Origin of the sequence: Methylobacillus caricis, assembly GCF_020532705.1 — a bacterium.
GTDB lineage: Bacteria > Pseudomonadota > Gammaproteobacteria > Burkholderiales > Methylophilaceae > Methylobacillus > Methylobacillus caricis.
Genome location: NZ_JAJAVD010000001.1, coordinates 1,333,548 through 1,348,108, shown reverse-complemented (window position 1 = coordinate 1,348,108; position 14,561 = coordinate 1,333,548). Strand labels below are relative to the sequence as shown.

17 protein-coding genes are annotated in these 14,561 nt (G+C 50.1%); 15 read left to right on the top strand and 2 right to left on the bottom strand.

Going from position 1 to position 14,561, the window contains the following annotated elements; genetic code table 11:
• Positions 1-28: 28 nt before the first annotated feature.
• The 15 genes from hfq to LG200_RS06345 all read left to right on the top strand — a co-directional run bounded on the left by hfq (position 29) and on the right by LG200_RS06345 (position 13,542).
• On the top strand, positions 29-274 hold the full coding sequence (gene hfq, locus LG200_RS06415) for an RNA chaperone Hfq (protein WP_226756745.1): 246 nt from the start codon (positions 29-31) through the stop codon (positions 272-274).
• 22 nt (positions 275-296) lie between these two features.
• Positions 297-1,424, top strand: coding sequence for a GTPase HflX (gene hflX / locus LG200_RS06410; RefSeq protein ID WP_226756744.1), 1,128 nt, complete (start codon positions 297-299; stop codon positions 1,422-1,424).
• Between the two features lie 24 nt (positions 1,425-1,448).
• Entirely contained in the window at positions 1,449-2,624 is a 1,176-nt protein-coding gene (gene hflK, locus LG200_RS06405; RefSeq protein ID WP_226756743.1) for an FtsH protease activity modulator HflK, read from the top strand.
• Positions 2,624-3,505, top strand: a complete 882-nt coding sequence (hflC, locus tag LG200_RS06400) for a protease modulator HflC (protein ID WP_226756742.1) — start codon at positions 2,624-2,626, stop codon at positions 3,503-3,505. Before hflK ends, hflC begins: the two co-directional genes overlap by 1 nt.
• A gap of 17 nt (positions 3,506-3,522) precedes the next feature.
• Positions 3,523-3,708 carry a DUF2065 domain-containing protein gene (locus tag LG200_RS06395; RefSeq protein WP_226756741.1) on the top strand — a complete coding sequence of 62 codons (186 nt, stop codon included), beginning with the start codon at positions 3,523-3,525 and terminating at the stop codon, positions 3,706-3,708.
• A 30-nt stretch (positions 3,709-3,738) separates the two neighbouring features.
• Positions 3,739-4,911: an ATP phosphoribosyltransferase regulatory subunit gene (locus LG200_RS06390; protein ID WP_226756740.1), complete on the top strand. Its 1,173-nt coding sequence runs from the start codon at positions 3,739-3,741 to the stop codon at positions 4,909-4,911.
• A gap of 18 nt (positions 4,912-4,929) precedes the next feature.
• Positions 4,930-6,252: an adenylosuccinate synthase gene (locus tag LG200_RS06385; RefSeq protein ID WP_226756739.1), complete on the top strand. Its 1,323-nt coding sequence runs from the start codon at positions 4,930-4,932 to the stop codon at positions 6,250-6,252.
• A gap of 9 nt (positions 6,253-6,261) precedes the next feature.
• Entirely contained in the window at positions 6,262-6,810 is a 549-nt protein-coding gene (locus tag LG200_RS06380; protein WP_226756738.1) for a flavoprotein, read from the top strand.
• Positions 6,786-8,279 carry a DUF6513 domain-containing protein gene (locus LG200_RS06375; protein ID WP_226756737.1) on the top strand — a complete coding sequence of 498 codons (1,494 nt, stop codon included), beginning with the start codon at positions 6,786-6,788 and terminating at the stop codon, positions 8,277-8,279. Before LG200_RS06380 ends, LG200_RS06375 begins: the two co-directional genes overlap by 25 nt.
• Complete coding sequence (locus tag LG200_RS06370; RefSeq protein ID WP_226756736.1) at positions 8,276-8,851, top strand: DUF447 domain-containing protein; 576 nt, start codon at positions 8,276-8,278, stop codon at positions 8,849-8,851. Before LG200_RS06375 ends, LG200_RS06370 begins: the two co-directional genes overlap by 4 nt.
• Positions 8,848-9,558: a (5-formylfuran-3-yl)methyl phosphate synthase gene (locus tag LG200_RS06365; RefSeq protein WP_226756735.1), complete on the top strand. Its 711-nt coding sequence runs from the start codon at positions 8,848-8,850 to the stop codon at positions 9,556-9,558. Before LG200_RS06370 ends, LG200_RS06365 begins: the two co-directional genes overlap by 4 nt.
• An 81-nt stretch (positions 9,559-9,639) precedes the next feature.
• The gene (locus tag LG200_RS06360) at positions 9,640-10,731 is read left to right on the top strand and encodes an OmpA family protein (protein WP_226756734.1); all 1,092 of its coding nucleotides are present in this window, start codon (positions 9,640-9,642) and stop codon (positions 10,729-10,731) included.
• Positions 10,732-10,789: 58 nt separating this feature from the next.
• A complete protein-coding gene (locus tag LG200_RS06355) occupies positions 10,790-12,166 on the top strand; it encodes a TRZ/ATZ family hydrolase (protein ID WP_226756733.1) in 1,377 nt (458 codons plus the stop codon).
• Positions 12,133-12,852 (top strand): bifunctional 2-polyprenyl-6-hydroxyphenol methylase/3-demethylubiquinol 3-O-methyltransferase UbiG, encoded by a 720-nt coding sequence (gene ubiG / locus LG200_RS06350; RefSeq protein WP_226756732.1) that lies wholly within the window; start codon positions 12,133-12,135, stop codon positions 12,850-12,852. The genes LG200_RS06355 and ubiG overlap by 34 nt, the downstream gene beginning before the upstream one ends.
• 3 nt (positions 12,853-12,855) lie before the next feature.
• Positions 12,856-13,542, top strand: a complete 687-nt coding sequence (locus LG200_RS06345; RefSeq protein ID WP_226756731.1) for an HAD family hydrolase — start codon at positions 12,856-12,858, stop codon at positions 13,540-13,542.
• Positions 13,543-13,595: 53 nt separating this feature from the next.
• On the opposite strand, the gene recR is transcribed toward LG200_RS06345, so the two are convergent.
• Positions 13,596-14,195, bottom strand: coding sequence for a recombination mediator RecR (gene recR / locus LG200_RS06340; protein WP_226756730.1), 600 nt, complete (start codon positions 14,193-14,195; stop codon positions 13,596-13,598).
• Positions 14,196-14,212: 17 nt separating this feature from the next.
• Complete coding sequence (locus LG200_RS06335) at positions 14,213-14,539, bottom strand: YbaB/EbfC family nucleoid-associated protein (protein ID WP_226756729.1); 327 nt, start codon at positions 14,537-14,539, stop codon at positions 14,213-14,215.
• Positions 14,540-14,561 lie beyond the last annotated feature (22 nt).

The following is a 14,561-nucleotide window of genomic DNA, read 5'->3' as shown; positions in this document are numbered from 1 at the left end:
TAGAATTACAAGTTAAAGGAGCACGAAAATGAGCGTTAAAGGGCAGATGTTACAAGACCCGTTTCTGAACACGTTGCGTAAAGAGCACGTGCCCGTATCAATTTACCTAGTGAATGGTATCAAGTTGCAAGGTCAGGTTGATTCTTTCGATCAATATGTCATCTTATTGAAAAATACCGTGACCCAGATGGTGTATAAGCACGCAATATCTACCATCGTTCCAGGTCGTGCAGTTTCCATTCCCCATGGGCCGTCCTCCTCTGCTGAAGATTAATCTTTGATAAGTTTCTATCTATATGTTTGATCGGCCAGGCGGTGGATATGCTTCCGTACTGGTGAGTGTGGATTTTGGCGATCCTGGGTACGAGGATAGCTTGCAGGAGCTTCGTCAGTTGGTCATCAGTGCCGGGATGGAGATCAAGTCAACAATTGAAAGTCGTCGTCCCAAACCTGATCCCAAGTATTTTATTGGGAGTGGTAAAGCGGAGGAGCTGTCGGCTACGATGAAATCCAGCGAGTCCCAGGTAGCCATTTTCAATCATGACCTGAGCCCATCCCAGCAACGTAATCTTGAGGGTTTGCTTGAGGCCAGGGTGGTGGATCGCACAGGCCTGATCCTGGATATATTTGCCCAGCGTGCTCAAAGCCATGAGGGCAAGTTGCAGGTTGAGCTTGCCCAGCTGGAACATTTGTCTACGCGCTTGGTGCGCGGATGGACTCACTTGGAGCGCCAAAAGGGTGGTATCGGCGTGCGAGGCGGTCCTGGCGAAACGCAATTGGAACTGGATAGGCGTATGTTGCGTATCCGGGTTAAGCAATTGCGTGAAAAGCTGGATAAGCTCAGGCAGCAGCGTGGCATGCAACGCCGGTCACGACGTCGTTCCCAGGTCTTGTCGGTGTCTTTAGTAGGGTATACCAACGCTGGCAAGTCAACCTTGTTCAACAGGCTGACCCAATCTGGAGTCTATGCTGCTGATCAGTTATTTGCGACATTGGATACTACTTCTCGCAAGGTTTATATTCCTGAAGGTGGTCCGGTGGTTGTCTCGGATACAGTGGGATTTATCAAGCATCTTCCACATGCGTTGGTCGAAGCTTTCGGAGCCACTCTCGAAGAGGCTGCTCAGGCAGATTTGCTTTTGCATGTTGTTGATGTTGCCAGTGAGAACCGGGATGACCAGGTTGAGCAAGTGAATCTGGTGTTGAGGGAAATTGGCGCAGACAAGGTACCTCAGGTGCTGGTTCTTAATCAGATTGATCGGATGGGAATCCCGGCCGGGCTTGAGCGTGACGAATATGGTAGAATCTCCAAAGTGCGTATTTCTGCCAAAACAGGCGAGGGACTGGACCTGTTACGTCAAGTGTTGTTGGAACATCAGCAAGGCCTGAATGAGAAACTGGCTCAATCCACTATAAACGCATAATTTTTTGATTTTTCGGAGTAATGCATGGCTAACGATCCCGGTTGGGGCAATCGTAATAACGATGGTCCGCCCGATTTGGACGAAGTGTTTCGCCAGTTCAGCCGCAAGCTGAATGGCCTGTTTGGCAAGGGTTCCAGCAATGGTTCGCCTGAGCCAGAGTCACGGACTATTCCTATTCTTCCTGTAGTTGGCCTAGTGGCAGTTATCTGGTTCGCAACGGGGTTTTATATCGTAGATCAAGGTTCTCGTGGCGTTGTGTTGCGCTTTGGCAAGCATGTTGAAACTACGATGCCTGGCCCGCGTTGGCACCTTCCCTATCCGGTTGAGAGTGTGACCGTGGTGAATATGGAACAGGTACGGACGCTGGAAGTCGGCTACCGCTCTGCCGAAGGTGGTTCTGGTCGAGGTCGTGAGCTGCGTGAATCCCTTATGCTGACGGATGATGAAAACATTATTGATCTTCAGTTTGCCGTGCAATACAACCTCAAGAGCGTTGAAGATACCCTGTTCAATAACCGGTTTGCGGAAGAGTCGGTGCGTGGCATTGCTGAAACTGCCATTCGTGAGATTGTGGGTAAAAGCAAGATGGACTTTGTGCTTTATGAGGGGCGGGAGGAAGTCGCAGTTGGCGCCAAGCAATTAATGCAAGAGGTGCTGGATCGATATTCCACCGGTATTAACATCGTGAATGTTACGATGCAGAATGCGCAGCCACCAGAGCAGGTGCAGGCGGCATTTGATGATGCGGTCAAGGCGGGGCAGGATCGTGAGCGTCAGAAAAATGAAGGCCAGGCTTATGCCAATGATGTTATTCCGAGAGCAGAGGGTACCGCATCTCGGTTAAGGGAAGAGGCTGCTGGTTATCAGGTGCGTGTTGAAAATGAGGCTCAGGGTAATGCAAGCCGTTTTGACCAGATATTGACACAATATCAGCGTGCACCTGAAGTGACTCGTCAGCGCCTGTATCTGGATGCCCATGAGCAAATTCTCTCCAGCGTAAGCAAGGTGATCGTTGATCAAAAGGGCGGTAACAGCCTGCTGTATTTGCCTTTGGATAAGTTGCTTTCAGCGTCCGGCAATAATACATCTGCCGCACCGGGTGCAGTGCAATCAGTGGTTCCAAGCACGTTGCCTGATATTGATCCTAATAGCCAGCGCTCACGTGATGCTTTCCGTAGCCGTGATCGGGAGAGTAGATAATGAAAAATGTTGGAACAGTACTATTAGGCTTGATCGCAGCCCTGTTATTGCTGAGCCTGTCTGCATTCAGCGTGGATCAGCGTGAGTTTGCCCTTGTGTTCCGCTTAGGCGAGATCGTGGCGGTCAAGAAGGACCCTGGTCTTTATTTCAAAGTGCCCTTGGTTGACAATGTGCGTTACTTTGATCGTCGCACCCTTACTTTAAACTGGGTGGAGCCTGATCGTTTCCTGACCAGTGAGAAAAAGAATGTGTTGGTGGACTCTTTCGTCAAGTGGCGCATTATTGATCCAGCCAAGTATTATGTTTCCGTCAAAGGTGATGAGCTGCAGGCTGAACGCCGCCTTTCCCAGACAGTGAACGACGGCTTGCGCGCCGAGTTTGGTAAGCGCACCATTCATGAGGTGGTCTCTGGTGAACGAAGCAATATTATGGAGATATTGCGCCAGCGTGCTGACCGGGATTCGCGTCAAATGGGCATTCAGGTGCTGGATGTGCGTTTGCGCCGTGTGGATTTGCCTCAGGAAGTCAGTGAATCTGTCTACCAGCGTATGGAGGCTGAACGCAAGCGCGTCGCCAATGAGTTGCGTTCAAAAGGCGCCAGTGAAGCAGAAAAGATTCGTGCTGATGCTGACAGGCAACGTGAGGTCATCATTGCAAAAGCCTATAGTGAAGCTCAGCAGTTAAAGGGCGAGGGCGATGCAAAAGCGGCAGAGATATACTCCAAGGCTTATGGCAAGAATCCCGAGTTCTATGCCTTTTATCGTAGCTTGGATGCCTACCGTAATAGCTTCAAGAGCAAGAGTGATGTTTTGGTCTTAGAACCGGGCTCTGATTTCTTCAAGTACATGCGGAATTCTGGCCGTGCTACACCCAGTAAGTAATTAGAGATAACGCTATCTTGAACTCGACATTGTTGCTTGCTTTCGGTCTTGTGCTGGTGATTGAAGGGGTGCTGCCACTGGTGGCGCCCAAGGCCTGGAAGCAGACATTTCAACGCATGGTTGAAATGAAGGACGGACAGTTGCGCTTTGTCGGGCTTGCTTCCATGTTGGTTGGGCTGTTGATTGTGCTGTTTGTGCATTAACAGCACGCCATCTTAAATTTAGAAAATTTTATGCTTAACTGGTTACTTCCTGAATACATCGAAGATGTACTGCCGGCGGAGGCCGCTCGTGTTGAGCTGTTGCGTCGACGTTTGCTTGACCTGTTCAAAGTGCATGGCTACCAATATGTCATTCCTCCCATGCTGGAATATATGGAGTCATTGACCACTGGTATCGGGCATGATCTGGATATTGTTACTTTCAAAGTAGTGGACCAGTTGACCGGCAAGTTGATGGGCATACGCGCCGACATCACCCCGCAAGCTGCCCGTATAGATGCTCATATGTTGAATAATCAGGGCGTGAGCCGCCTTTGTTACGCTGGCAGTGTGCTGCGTACCACCCCTGATGGGTTGGCGCGCAGTCGCGAGCCATTGCATGTTGGCGCCGAGATTTACGGTCATCCCGGCGTTGAGAGTGATATCGAAATTCATCGTTTGATGGTCAAGGCTCTCCAGCAAGTCGGCCTCAGTACACTTTATATTGATATCAGCCATGTCGGTATTTTTGCGAGTTTGTTGAGCGATGCTGGCATCACCGAGGCTTTGGAGCAGGAGCTTTATGCTGCACTACAGAGCAAGGATCAATCCGCTGTGCGCAGCCTGGGCAAGGATCTGGACAAAGTAACGTTGGATGCATTGTGTAGCCTGACTGAATTGAACGGGGATGTTTCCGTGTTGGATGAAGCAGCAAAACGTTTGCCTGCAACAGAGAATATCCAGCAAGCCTTGAATGATCTTAAGGCTGTTCATGCAGGACTGTCTGATCTTGATGTTAAAGTCTGTTTCGATCTGGCTGAGTTGCGTGGTTATCATTATCACAGCGGCATAGTGTTTGCTGCTTATGCACAAGGCTATGCAGGGCCGTTGGCGCGTGGCGGGCGTTATGATGAAGTGGGAGCAATATTTGGCCGTGCTCGCCCTGCAACCGGGTTCAGCCTGGATTTGCGCGGTGTCGTCAGTTCATTGCCTGCCATAGAAACCTCTAAGGCAGTATTTGCACCTGCTGATCATGATGATGGCTTGGCACAAGCCATAGAAGGATTGCGTGCTGAAGGTGAAATCGTTATTCAGGAATTGCCGGGACATGAAGTTCACCGCCAGGAACTTGGTTGCGACCGCCGACTGGTCAAGCAGGATGGTGCGTGGATAGTTGTTGTCGCTCCAGAGTTATCAAATCAATAAATTTATTTAGGTCTATTCATGAGTAAGAATGTCGTCGTTATCGGTACCCAATGGGGTGACGAGGGTAAAGGTAAGATTGTTGACTGGCTGACGGACCACGCCCAGGGCGTTGTACGCTTTCAGGGGGGGCATAATGCCGGCCACACTCTGGTAATCGGACAAGGTGCTGCGCAGCGCGAATATAAACTTAACCTTGTTCCTTCAGGCATTGTCCGTGAAGGCGTGAAATGCTATATCGGCAACGGTGTGGTACTGGATGCCGCTCACTTACTCTATGAAATTGACGGGCTGGAAAAAGTTGGCCTTGAGGTGCGTAATCGGCTTAAGGTCAGTCCTGGTTGCCCATTGATCCTTGATTATCATGTACGTTTGGACAAGGCGCGCGAAGCAGCGCGGGAGCCAGGCCGCAAAATTGGTACGACTGGCAAAGGCATAGGCCCGACCTATGAAGATAAGGTCGCCAGGCGCGCCTTGCGCGTGTACGACTTGTTCTATCCCAAGCAGTTCGCTGACAAGCTGGCAGAGGTGCTGGACTATCACAATTTTGTGCTCACTAAATATCTGAATGTGGAAGCGGTTGATTTGCAGGAGCAACTGGATTCTGCATTATCAAAGGCTGAGCTTTTGAAGCCAATGGTCACGGATATTTCCGCCGCCCTCTATGAAGCCAACAAGGCAGGTGAAAACCTTCTGTTTGAGGGAGCACAGGGAACATTGCTGGATGTTGATCATGGCACCTATCCATATGTGACATCTTCCAACTGTATCGCCGGACAGGCTGCTGCTGGTACTGGAGTAGGGCCCAGCATGCTACATTATGTGCTGGGTATTACCAAGGCCTACACCACACGGGTTGGCGGCGGGCCATTTCCCAGCGAGCTGGATATTGAATGCACAGAATCCCCAGGTTTCCAAATGTCTGACAAAGGCCGGGAAATCGGGACAGTCACCAAGCGTAAACGCCGTTGTGGCTGGTTTGATGCGGCTGCCTTGCGTCGCTCTGCGCGTATCAATGGCCTGACAGGTCTTTGCATCACCAAACTGGATGTACTGGATGGCATCAAGGAGCTGAATATCTGTACCGGCTATGAACTGGATGGCAAGTCTGTTGATTTGCTGCCGATAGGTGCGGATGATGTTGCACGTTGCAAGCCTGTATATGAAACCCTGCCAGGATGGGATGAGAGTACATTCGGCATCCACCGCTGGGAAGATTTGCCTGCCAATGCGCGGGCTTACCTCAAACGTTTAGAGACATTATGTGAGGTGCCGGTGGATATTGTTTCTACAGGTCCTGAACGTGACGAAACCATTGTTCTGCGTCATCCGTTTGAAGCTTAAGCGACTGCCGTGAAAAGTGTAGAAAAACCAAGGTTGGCGTGGGCGATTACTGGTTCAGGGCATTATCTGCGCGAATGCCTGGATATCATCGATCAACTTGATGATGTCGATCTTTTCCTAAGCCGTGCTGCCTCAGAAATTCTTCAGCAATACGGTTACAAACATCGTGTTGCAAAAGTATTTCAGGACAAGACGGCCAGTTCAGTGCCGGTGGAAATGTTTTATTACGGCAATTACCATACTGTAGTGATCGCCCCTGCAACTTCGAATACAGTTGCCAAAATGGTTAGCGGTATTTCGGATACTTTGGTAACTAATGTCTATGCCCAGGCTGGAAAGTGTCGTGTGCCAAGTATAGTATTTGCCTGTGATACCGAGCCCGAGGTAGAGTCTGAAGCGCCCCGTGAAAATATGGTCAAGGTCTATCCACGGCGCATAGATCTCGAGAATATGGAAAAGCTCAAGACCTTTGAGGAAACTACTGTGGCAAGTGATATGCAGCAATTGCAGGCAGCAATTCAGGCTAGGCTCGCATGTCTGAAAACATCTTATTCCTGACGGGAAAGCTCGCAGAAAAAAGCCTGCATAAAGTCTTGGAAGATATGCAGCCCACTGAGTTTAATTACCGGGTGGCCCAGCTCGGTGTTTCTGTTGCTGCATTACTTACTCCCCAACTGATTATGCGGCGCTTGCCTGATGCAGGTGATGCGCATCGTATTATTGTCCCTGGTCTATGCAAGGGAGATCTGGATATGTTGGTGGAAAAGTACGGTATCCCTGTGGAAAGAGGCCCGGATGATCTGAAGGATTTACCCCAGTTTTTTGGCAGGGGAGGCCGTGAAGTGGATTTGTCCATGTACGATGTCAAGATATTTGCCGAGATTGTTGAAGCGCCACAATTGACTGTGGAAGGTGTGCTTGCCCGGGCGGAAGAGTTTCGTCGACAGGGGGCTGACGTTGTCGACCTTGGGTGCCTTCCCAATACGCCATTTCCTCACCTTAAGGATTCCATTCAGGCACTTAAGCAGGAAGGGTTCAAGGTCAGTGTGGACTCTTTGAATACGGATGATCTGCTATTGGCAGGCCGGTCAGGTGCCGATTATCTGCTGAGTTTGACGGAAAAAACCTTATGGATTGCCGATGAGGTTGAATCCACGCCTATCCTGATTCCTACTGCACCAACCAATTTTCGGTCGCTTTACCGCGCTATAGAGGGAATGTTGAAACGTGGCAAGCCATTTATTGCCGATGCGATTCTGGATCCTATTCCGTTCGGATTTGCCGAGTCCATTGTGCGTTATCAGCGCCTGCGCAAGCGTTACCCAGACATAGACATCATGATGGGCGTGGGTAATCTGACAGAACTCACCGATGCGGATACGACAGGCGTGAATGCCATGTTGTTTGGCATTATTACTGAACTCAAGATCAATGCCGTGCTTGCAACCTCGGTGAGTACACATGCTACTTATGCTGTAGCGGAAGCCGATATTGCGCGCCGCATCATGTATGCAGCGCGCGAGGAGAATCGCCTGCCGCGGGATTACAGCAATGGCTTGTTGGGACTCCATGACAAACGTCCATTCACCTATACTCCGGAAGAGGTTGAAGAGCTTGCTGCGCAGATCAAAGATCCCAGTTTCCGCATCATCATCAGCAAGGACGGTATGCATGTATTCAATCGGGATGGAATACATTGCGATATCGATCCGTTCAGGCTTTATCCGCACCTTAATGTGGATAATGATGGATCTCATGCCTTCTACCTCGGGGTGGAATTGGCGCGTGCGCAAATTGCATGGCAATTGAAGAAGCGTTACAGCCAGGATGAAGAGCTGGAGTGGGGATGTGCCACACCAAGTAAAGACCAGGATGGCAGGGTGGCGCACCGTGATGCTTCACTCAAGGAGAAGCGTGAGAAGCGAGTTGAAAAAGAGGCAGAGACTATCTGCGGCCCACGCAAGGCTGAAACTGATACCGAGCCTGCTTGCGGCCCTCGGAAGTTAATGAAAGCGCCTGACGCATGATTTATGAAAGCATATTGACATCGCTAAGCCATGAAGGAAAACCGCATATTGCGCCTTTTGGCGTCAGGGAGCGCGATGGCTTGGTGTTGATTGCACCATTCAAGCCATCTTTGACTCTGGAGAACCTGCTGGCTACTGGTCATGCCGTGCTTAATTTTACCGACGATGTACGAGTATTTGCCGGCAGCCTGACCGGGCACGGAACATGGCCTTTACGCAAGGCAAGCAAGGTGAATGGCTATGTACTTGAGTCAGCGCTGGCGCACCAGGAGTTGGAACTGGTTGATGTCAGGGATAATCCGCAGCGTCCCGAATTGTATTTCCAGGTGCGGCATATTGAGACACATGCGCCATTCCGTGGCTTCAATCGTGCTCAAGCAGCCGTGATTGAGTTGGCCGTACTGGTCAGCCGTTTACATATGTTGCCTATTGAAAAAATTGATGATGAGATTCGATATCTCCAAATCGCTATTGAAAAGACTGCTGGCGAACGTGAGCAGCAGGCTTGGCAGTGGTTGATTGATAAAGTGGAAAACCATAAAGCTGAGATCAATGGGGAAAATCAGGCATGACCAAACTCCTGGTAAGTGTGACTAATGCTGAGGAAGCCTTGCAGGCGGTAGAGGCGGGAGCTGACATCATAGACTTGAAAAACCCGCTGGAGGGTGCTCTGGGAGCCTTGCCCTTGAGTGTAATTGAGGGGGCGGTGCTGGCGGTTGATGGAAGGCGTATTACCAGTGCAACCATTGGAGACCTGCCAATGGATCCTGACCTTGTCTTGGAAGCGGTAAAAGCGGTTGCTGCTTGTGGTGTTGATATCGTCAAGGTTGGATTTTTTGGTACGGCCTCACAACACCAGGAATGTATTGCTGCCTTAAAGCCAGTGGTCAGGCAGCATAATGTCTCGATCGTGGCCGTACTAATGGCGGATATGAGTCCTGATTTTGAAATTGTGCAAACGCTCAGGCAAGCTGGCTTCTTTGGAGTGATGCTTGATACTGCTCGCAAGGACGGGAGGCATTTGTTGAATCATATGTCGCTATGTCAGCTGCAGGATTTTCTGGAATCTGCACATGGTTTGCAAACAGGCTTGGCAGGCTCCTTAAAAATGGAAAATATAGAACAATTGAAGAAACTGAAACCCTCTTATATCGGGGTCAGGGGGGCAGTTTGTGAGAGTTTCAACCGTGTTGCAAAGTTGAGTAAAGCACAGGTGTCAGCGCTTAAATTTGTGTTGCATAATAACAACACACCCGCTGAAAATGCTGATCTGGTTTGATTTCAGCGTTTTCTACGTTGCGTGGTTTATATGCATTGGGTATAGTCTAGTCGTCCGTTAGTCATCCAGGAGTGAAATCGAATGAAAAAAAATCTGATTAGCCTAGCAATTGCAGGTGCATTTGCATTTGGCGCATCTGTAGCTACAGCTGATGAAGTCGCTTACGATGGTGCTTGGTATGCATTGCCAGGTGTCAACGTCATGCATGCAGACAGTGACCTTGACGCCAAGCCTCGTAGTGTAGGTGGCTTCCTGAAGTTTGGTAAGGAAATCAGCGAGCACTGGGATGTTCAAATTGGCTTGAGCCACAACCGTGCTGATAACGACCTTGACGGTGTGAGTGGTAAATACCGCCAGACGCTGTTTGGTGTAGATGCCTTGTATCTGTTCAGTCGTGACAAGTTCCGTCCATTCTTGCTGGCTGGTGTAGGTGCAGCACGCAATAATGTTGATTACACTAACGCTGCCGGCGCCGACCTTGGTGACAAGAAAACTTCATGGATGGCAAACGTGGGCTTTGGTGCACAGTACCTGTTCAATGAATCTTTCGGTTTGCAAGCTGACTTGCGCCATGTTTGGAGCCGTGCTGAGTTTGCAGGTTCAAGTGGCGATATCAGTTCACACACCGTTGGTAACACTTATCTGAACTTGGGTGCTATCTTCCGCTTCGGTGCTCCTAAGCCAGCGCCAGTTGTAGAGCCAACTCCAGAGCCAGTTGCCGCTGTAGAGCCAGCTCCAGAACCAGTTGCTGAACCAGCACCAGCCCCAGTTGGTCCAGCTGAGCCAGCGTTTGAGAAGGTGACCCTGTCTTCTGAAGTTCTGTTCGGTTTCGATAAAGATAACCTGAAAGAAGAAGGCAAGACTGCTCTGAATAATGATGTTGTTGAAAAGATGAAGGCTCATCCAGAAGTTGAGCTGGTACTGATCACCGGTCATACTGACCGCATTGGTGATGCATCTTACAACCAGAAGCTTTCTGAGCGTCGTGCCAATACAGTCAAGAAATACTTGATTTCACAAGGTATTGAAGAAAGCCGCCTGCATGCAGTTGGCAAGGGCGAGTCCGAGCCTGTTGCTGAGTGCACTGGTGTACGTGGCAAGCAGGCTATTGAATGCCTGCAGCCTAACCGCCGTGTAATAGTTGAAATTGAAGTACAACGTGCTGGCGAATAATTAATCGCTGCCGTTGAAAAAGCCCCGCTTTGCGGGGCTTTTTTATGTTGTTAATCAGATGAATACAAATCACCAGAATAATTCAAGGCAGAATTCCCCGATCAAGGTACAGGCAGCGATAGAAGCACGCTGGGTAGTACCTGCCGTACCAAGTGGCGCATACTTTGAATTTGCTACGGTCATTATTGATCAGGGCGTTATCATCGACATCCTGCCGACTGAGCAGGCTAGGCAAGGTTATGCTGCCTTGCAAGTTATTAGGCTGGATGAGCATGTCCTGATTCCAGGATTGATTAATTTGCATACGCACGGTGCAATGACATTGATGCGAGGTCTGGCAGATGATTTGCCGTTAATGAGCTGGTTACAGCACCATATCTGGCCAACAGAAAAACAGTTTGTCTCGCCATCGTTTGTGCACGATGGCACGCTGTTGGGGTGTGCTGAAATGCTGGCCGGTGGAACCACTTTTTTCAACGACATGTATTTTTTCCCGCGAGCTATCTCGGAAGCCGCCATGCAAGCTGGAATACGCGCCAATGTAGGCCTGGTGGTGATGGAGTTTGCTACCACTTATGCAAATGATGCCGAAGATTATTTGCAGAAGGGGCTGGAAGCCAGGGATAGTTGGCGAGACAATCCATTGATCAGTGCCAGCCTTGCGCCTCATGCACCTTATACGGTTGAAGACAAGACGTTCGTCAATATCATTACCTATGCAGAACAACTAGGTCTGAATATCCATACACATCTGCATGAAAGCCGCGAGGAGATAGCGCAAAGCCTGGCCAAGTATGGCATGCGCCCATTGCAGCGTCTGGAGCAGCTTGGATTATTGGGGCCTAACCTGATTGCCGCGCATGGAGTGCATCTTGAGCTGGAAGAAATGTCTGTCTTGGCGAGTTATGGCTGTCATATTGCTCATTGCCCGGCATCCAATCTCAAGCTGGCAAACGGTATAGCCCCAGTGGCAGGTTTATTGAATGCGGGGGTGAATGTCGGGATAGGAACGGATGGAGCAGCAAGCAATAACCGCCAGGATATGTTTGCCGAGATGCGTTTGGCAGCATTGCTGGCAAAAGGCATCAGTGGTGATGCATCAGCAGTGCCGGCCGCACAGGCTTTGGAAATGGCAACAATCAATGCTGCCAGGGCTTTAGGGCAGGAGAACAATGTAGGTTCTCTGGAAATTGGTAAATTTGCGGATATTGTTGCAGTCAAAGTGTCGGCCAATGAAGTGCAACCCTGCTTTAATCCTGTTTCACATCTGGTGTATAGCTTGGGGCGTGAGCATGTCAGCCATGTGTGGGTGGCAGGTGAGTTAAGATATCAAAAGCTTGAAGGACAGGATGGCATTTATGCCAATATTGAGCCTGCAGAATTAAAGGAGATCAGTACCGTATGGCAAACCCAATTGAGTCAGCACAGGGCCTGAATGTAGATCAGTCTGAGTTGCAGAAGTTTGCTGACCTGGCACATAAGTGGTGGGATAAGAATAGTGAATTCAAGCCTTTGCATGAGATTAATCCTCTCAGACTTGATTATATCGATAGCCATGCGTCACTTTCTGGTAAAAAAGTGCTGGATGTAGGGTGTGGTGGCGGTATTCTTTCCGAGTCCATGAGCGAGCGTGGTGCTGATGTGACGGGGATAGACCTGGGGGAGAAAGCGCTAAAGGTCGCGCAGCTGCATCGTTATGAAAGTGGCGTGAAGGTTGATTACCGGTTGATTTCGGTGGAAGACTTGGCCAATGAAGCCCCTGAGAGTTTTGATGTAGTAACCTGCATGGAAATGCTGGAGCATGTACCCGATCCTGCAGCAGTCGTAAGGGCATGTGCCAATTTGGTCAAACCGGGCGGAAAGGTGTTTTTTTCTACCATCAACCGTAACCCCAAGGCCTATCTGTTCGCCGTTGTTGGCGCTGAGTATGTCTTGAATATGCTGCCGCGCGGCACCCATGAGTATGCCAAGTTCATCAAGCCGTCAGAGCTCTCATCGTGGGTGCGCGCCGCAGGACTCGATGTTATTGGTTTCAAGGGCCTGGGCTACAACCCGCTGACCAAGGTGTACAAACTGAATGACGATGTTTCCGTCAATTACATCCTGCAGACCGTGAAATAAGCGATGAGTCAATTGGTTCTGTTTGACCTTGATGGCACGCTTGCTGATACAGCGCCTGACTTGGGACTGGCCCTCAATATACAACGTCAGTGTCATGGCCTGCCTGAGTTGGATCAGGCGGTTATACGGCCTTATGCTTCCCATGGATCAAAAGGGTTGCTTGGTATCGGTTTTGGACTCACACCAGCTGATGAGGATTTCAATGCCATGCGGGAAGAGTATCTCGCGCTTTATGACGAAGTCTTTGTTACTGCGCCCAGCCTGTTTAATGGTATGGGTGAAGTGTTGGCCGAGATAGAGCAGTCAGGGTTGCGGTGGGGTGTTGTAACGAACAAGCCCAGGCGTTTTTCCGAGCCTTTGATCGCTGCGTTAAACCTTGAACAACGTCTTGCATGCCTGGTCTGCGCTGATGATGTCTCGCTCCCTAAGCCTTATCCTGACTCCATGCTCATGGCATGCGAGCGGGGAGGCGTGAAGCCAGATGCATGTATTTATATAGGGGATGCCGAGCGCGATATACAGGCTGGGCATGCTGCAGGCATGCCTACGGTTGTTGCCTTGTATGGTTATCTTGATGAAGCTGACAGGCCACTCGAATGGGGGGCAGATTATGCTGTTGATTCTCCGCTGGAGATTATTCCTGCACTTTCCTGCTGGCGTTCACTTATTGCAGAGCGCTCGCTGATATAAGTTTTCTATTAGCCTGGCGCTATCTGTCGCAGTGCATTCAGGACAGGATATATTTAGCGTACGCTGCGACGTTCAAGCATGGCTTGGGCAAGTGTGCCGCTGTCTACATGCTCAATTTCCCCACCCATGGGTAGCCCTCTGGCTATCCTGCTGACTTTTAATCCTCGTGAGCGCAGCAACTCACTGACGTAATGTGCTGTTGCTTCACCTTCAACCGTGTAGTTGGTGGCGAGTATGACTTCCTCTGTATATCCGTCTTGCGCGCGCTTGATCAATTTATCCAGATGAATATCCCGCGGGCCTATGCCATCCAGCGGAGACAGGCGCCCCATCAGCACAAAGTACATACCCTGATATGAGTGGGTTTGCTCCAGCATCATCAGGTCGCTGGGCATCTCCACAACACAGAGCAATGATTTATCGCGGTTCTCAGATGCGCACAGGGGGCAGATGGGGTGTTCACTAAAGTTATTGCACAGGTTGCAATGGCTGACCACCTGAAGTGCCTGGTCCAGCGATTGCGCTAATAACCCAGCTCCTTTGCGATCACGTTGCAGCAAGTGATAGGCCATACGCAATGCTGATTTTGGTCCGACACCTGGCAAGCAACGCAGGGCTTCGACCAATTGCTCCAGGGCAGGCGGGTTGCGCATGAACGTAATTAACCTTACTAAAAAGGGAGTTTCATGCCTGGAGGGATAGGCATGCCGGCCATCAAGCCGCTCATACGCTCCTGCGATGTGGCTTCCGCCTTGCGTACAGCATCATTGAATGCAGTTGCAATCAGGTCCTCCAGCATGTCTTTGTCATCGCTTATCAGGCTGTCATCAATACTGACACGGCGCACTTCATTACGGCAGGTCATCACTATCTTGACCAAGCCTGATCCAGATTGCCCTTCAACCTCTACATTGGCCAGTTCCTCCTGGGCGCGCTTCATATTGTCCTGCATTTGCTGGGCCTGTTTCATCAGGTTGCCCAAGCCGCCTTTCATCATGTCTTTATTCCTTTAACTAGAT

What these genes read in the sequence shown, in the direction of transcription:
- hfq (WP_226756745.1), top strand. Translation starts at nt 29, where the DNA reads ATGAGCGTTAAAGGGCAGATGTTACAAGACCCGTTTCTGAACACGTTG.
- hflX (WP_226756744.1), top strand. Translation starts at nt 297, where the DNA reads ATGTTTGATCGGCCAGGCGGTGGATATGCTTCCGTACTGGTGAGTGTG.
- hflK (WP_226756743.1), top strand. Translation starts at nt 1,449, where the DNA reads ATGGCTAACGATCCCGGTTGGGGCAATCGTAATAACGATGGTCCGCCC.
- hflC (WP_226756742.1), top strand. Translation starts at nt 2,624, where the DNA reads ATGAAAAATGTTGGAACAGTACTATTAGGCTTGATCGCAGCCCTGTTA.
- LG200_RS06390 (WP_226756740.1), top strand. Translation starts at nt 3,739, where the DNA reads ATGCTTAACTGGTTACTTCCTGAATACATCGAAGATGTACTGCCGGCG.
- LG200_RS06385 (WP_226756739.1), top strand. Translation starts at nt 4,930, where the DNA reads ATGAGTAAGAATGTCGTCGTTATCGGTACCCAATGGGGTGACGAGGGT.
- LG200_RS06375 (WP_226756737.1), top strand. Translation starts at nt 6,786, where the DNA reads ATGTCTGAAAACATCTTATTCCTGACGGGAAAGCTCGCAGAAAAAAGC.
- LG200_RS06370 (WP_226756736.1), top strand. Translation starts at nt 8,276, where the DNA reads ATGATTTATGAAAGCATATTGACATCGCTAAGCCATGAAGGAAAACCG.
- LG200_RS06365 (WP_226756735.1), top strand. Translation starts at nt 8,848, where the DNA reads ATGACCAAACTCCTGGTAAGTGTGACTAATGCTGAGGAAGCCTTGCAG.
- LG200_RS06360 (WP_226756734.1), top strand. Translation starts at nt 9,640, where the DNA reads ATGAAAAAAAATCTGATTAGCCTAGCAATTGCAGGTGCATTTGCATTT.
- LG200_RS06355 (WP_226756733.1), top strand. Translation starts at nt 10,790, where the DNA reads ATGAATACAAATCACCAGAATAATTCAAGGCAGAATTCCCCGATCAAG.
- ubiG (WP_226756732.1), top strand. Translation starts at nt 12,133, where the DNA reads ATGGCAAACCCAATTGAGTCAGCACAGGGCCTGAATGTAGATCAGTCT.
- LG200_RS06345 (WP_226756731.1), top strand. Translation starts at nt 12,856, where the DNA reads ATGAGTCAATTGGTTCTGTTTGACCTTGATGGCACGCTTGCTGATACA.
- recR (WP_226756730.1), bottom strand. Translation starts at nt 14,195, where the DNA reads ATGCGCAACCCGCCTGCCCTGGAGCAATTGGTCGAAGCCCTGCGTTGC.
- LG200_RS06335 (WP_226756729.1), bottom strand. Translation starts at nt 14,539, where the DNA reads ATGATGAAAGGCGGCTTGGGCAACCTGATGAAACAGGCCCAGCAAATG.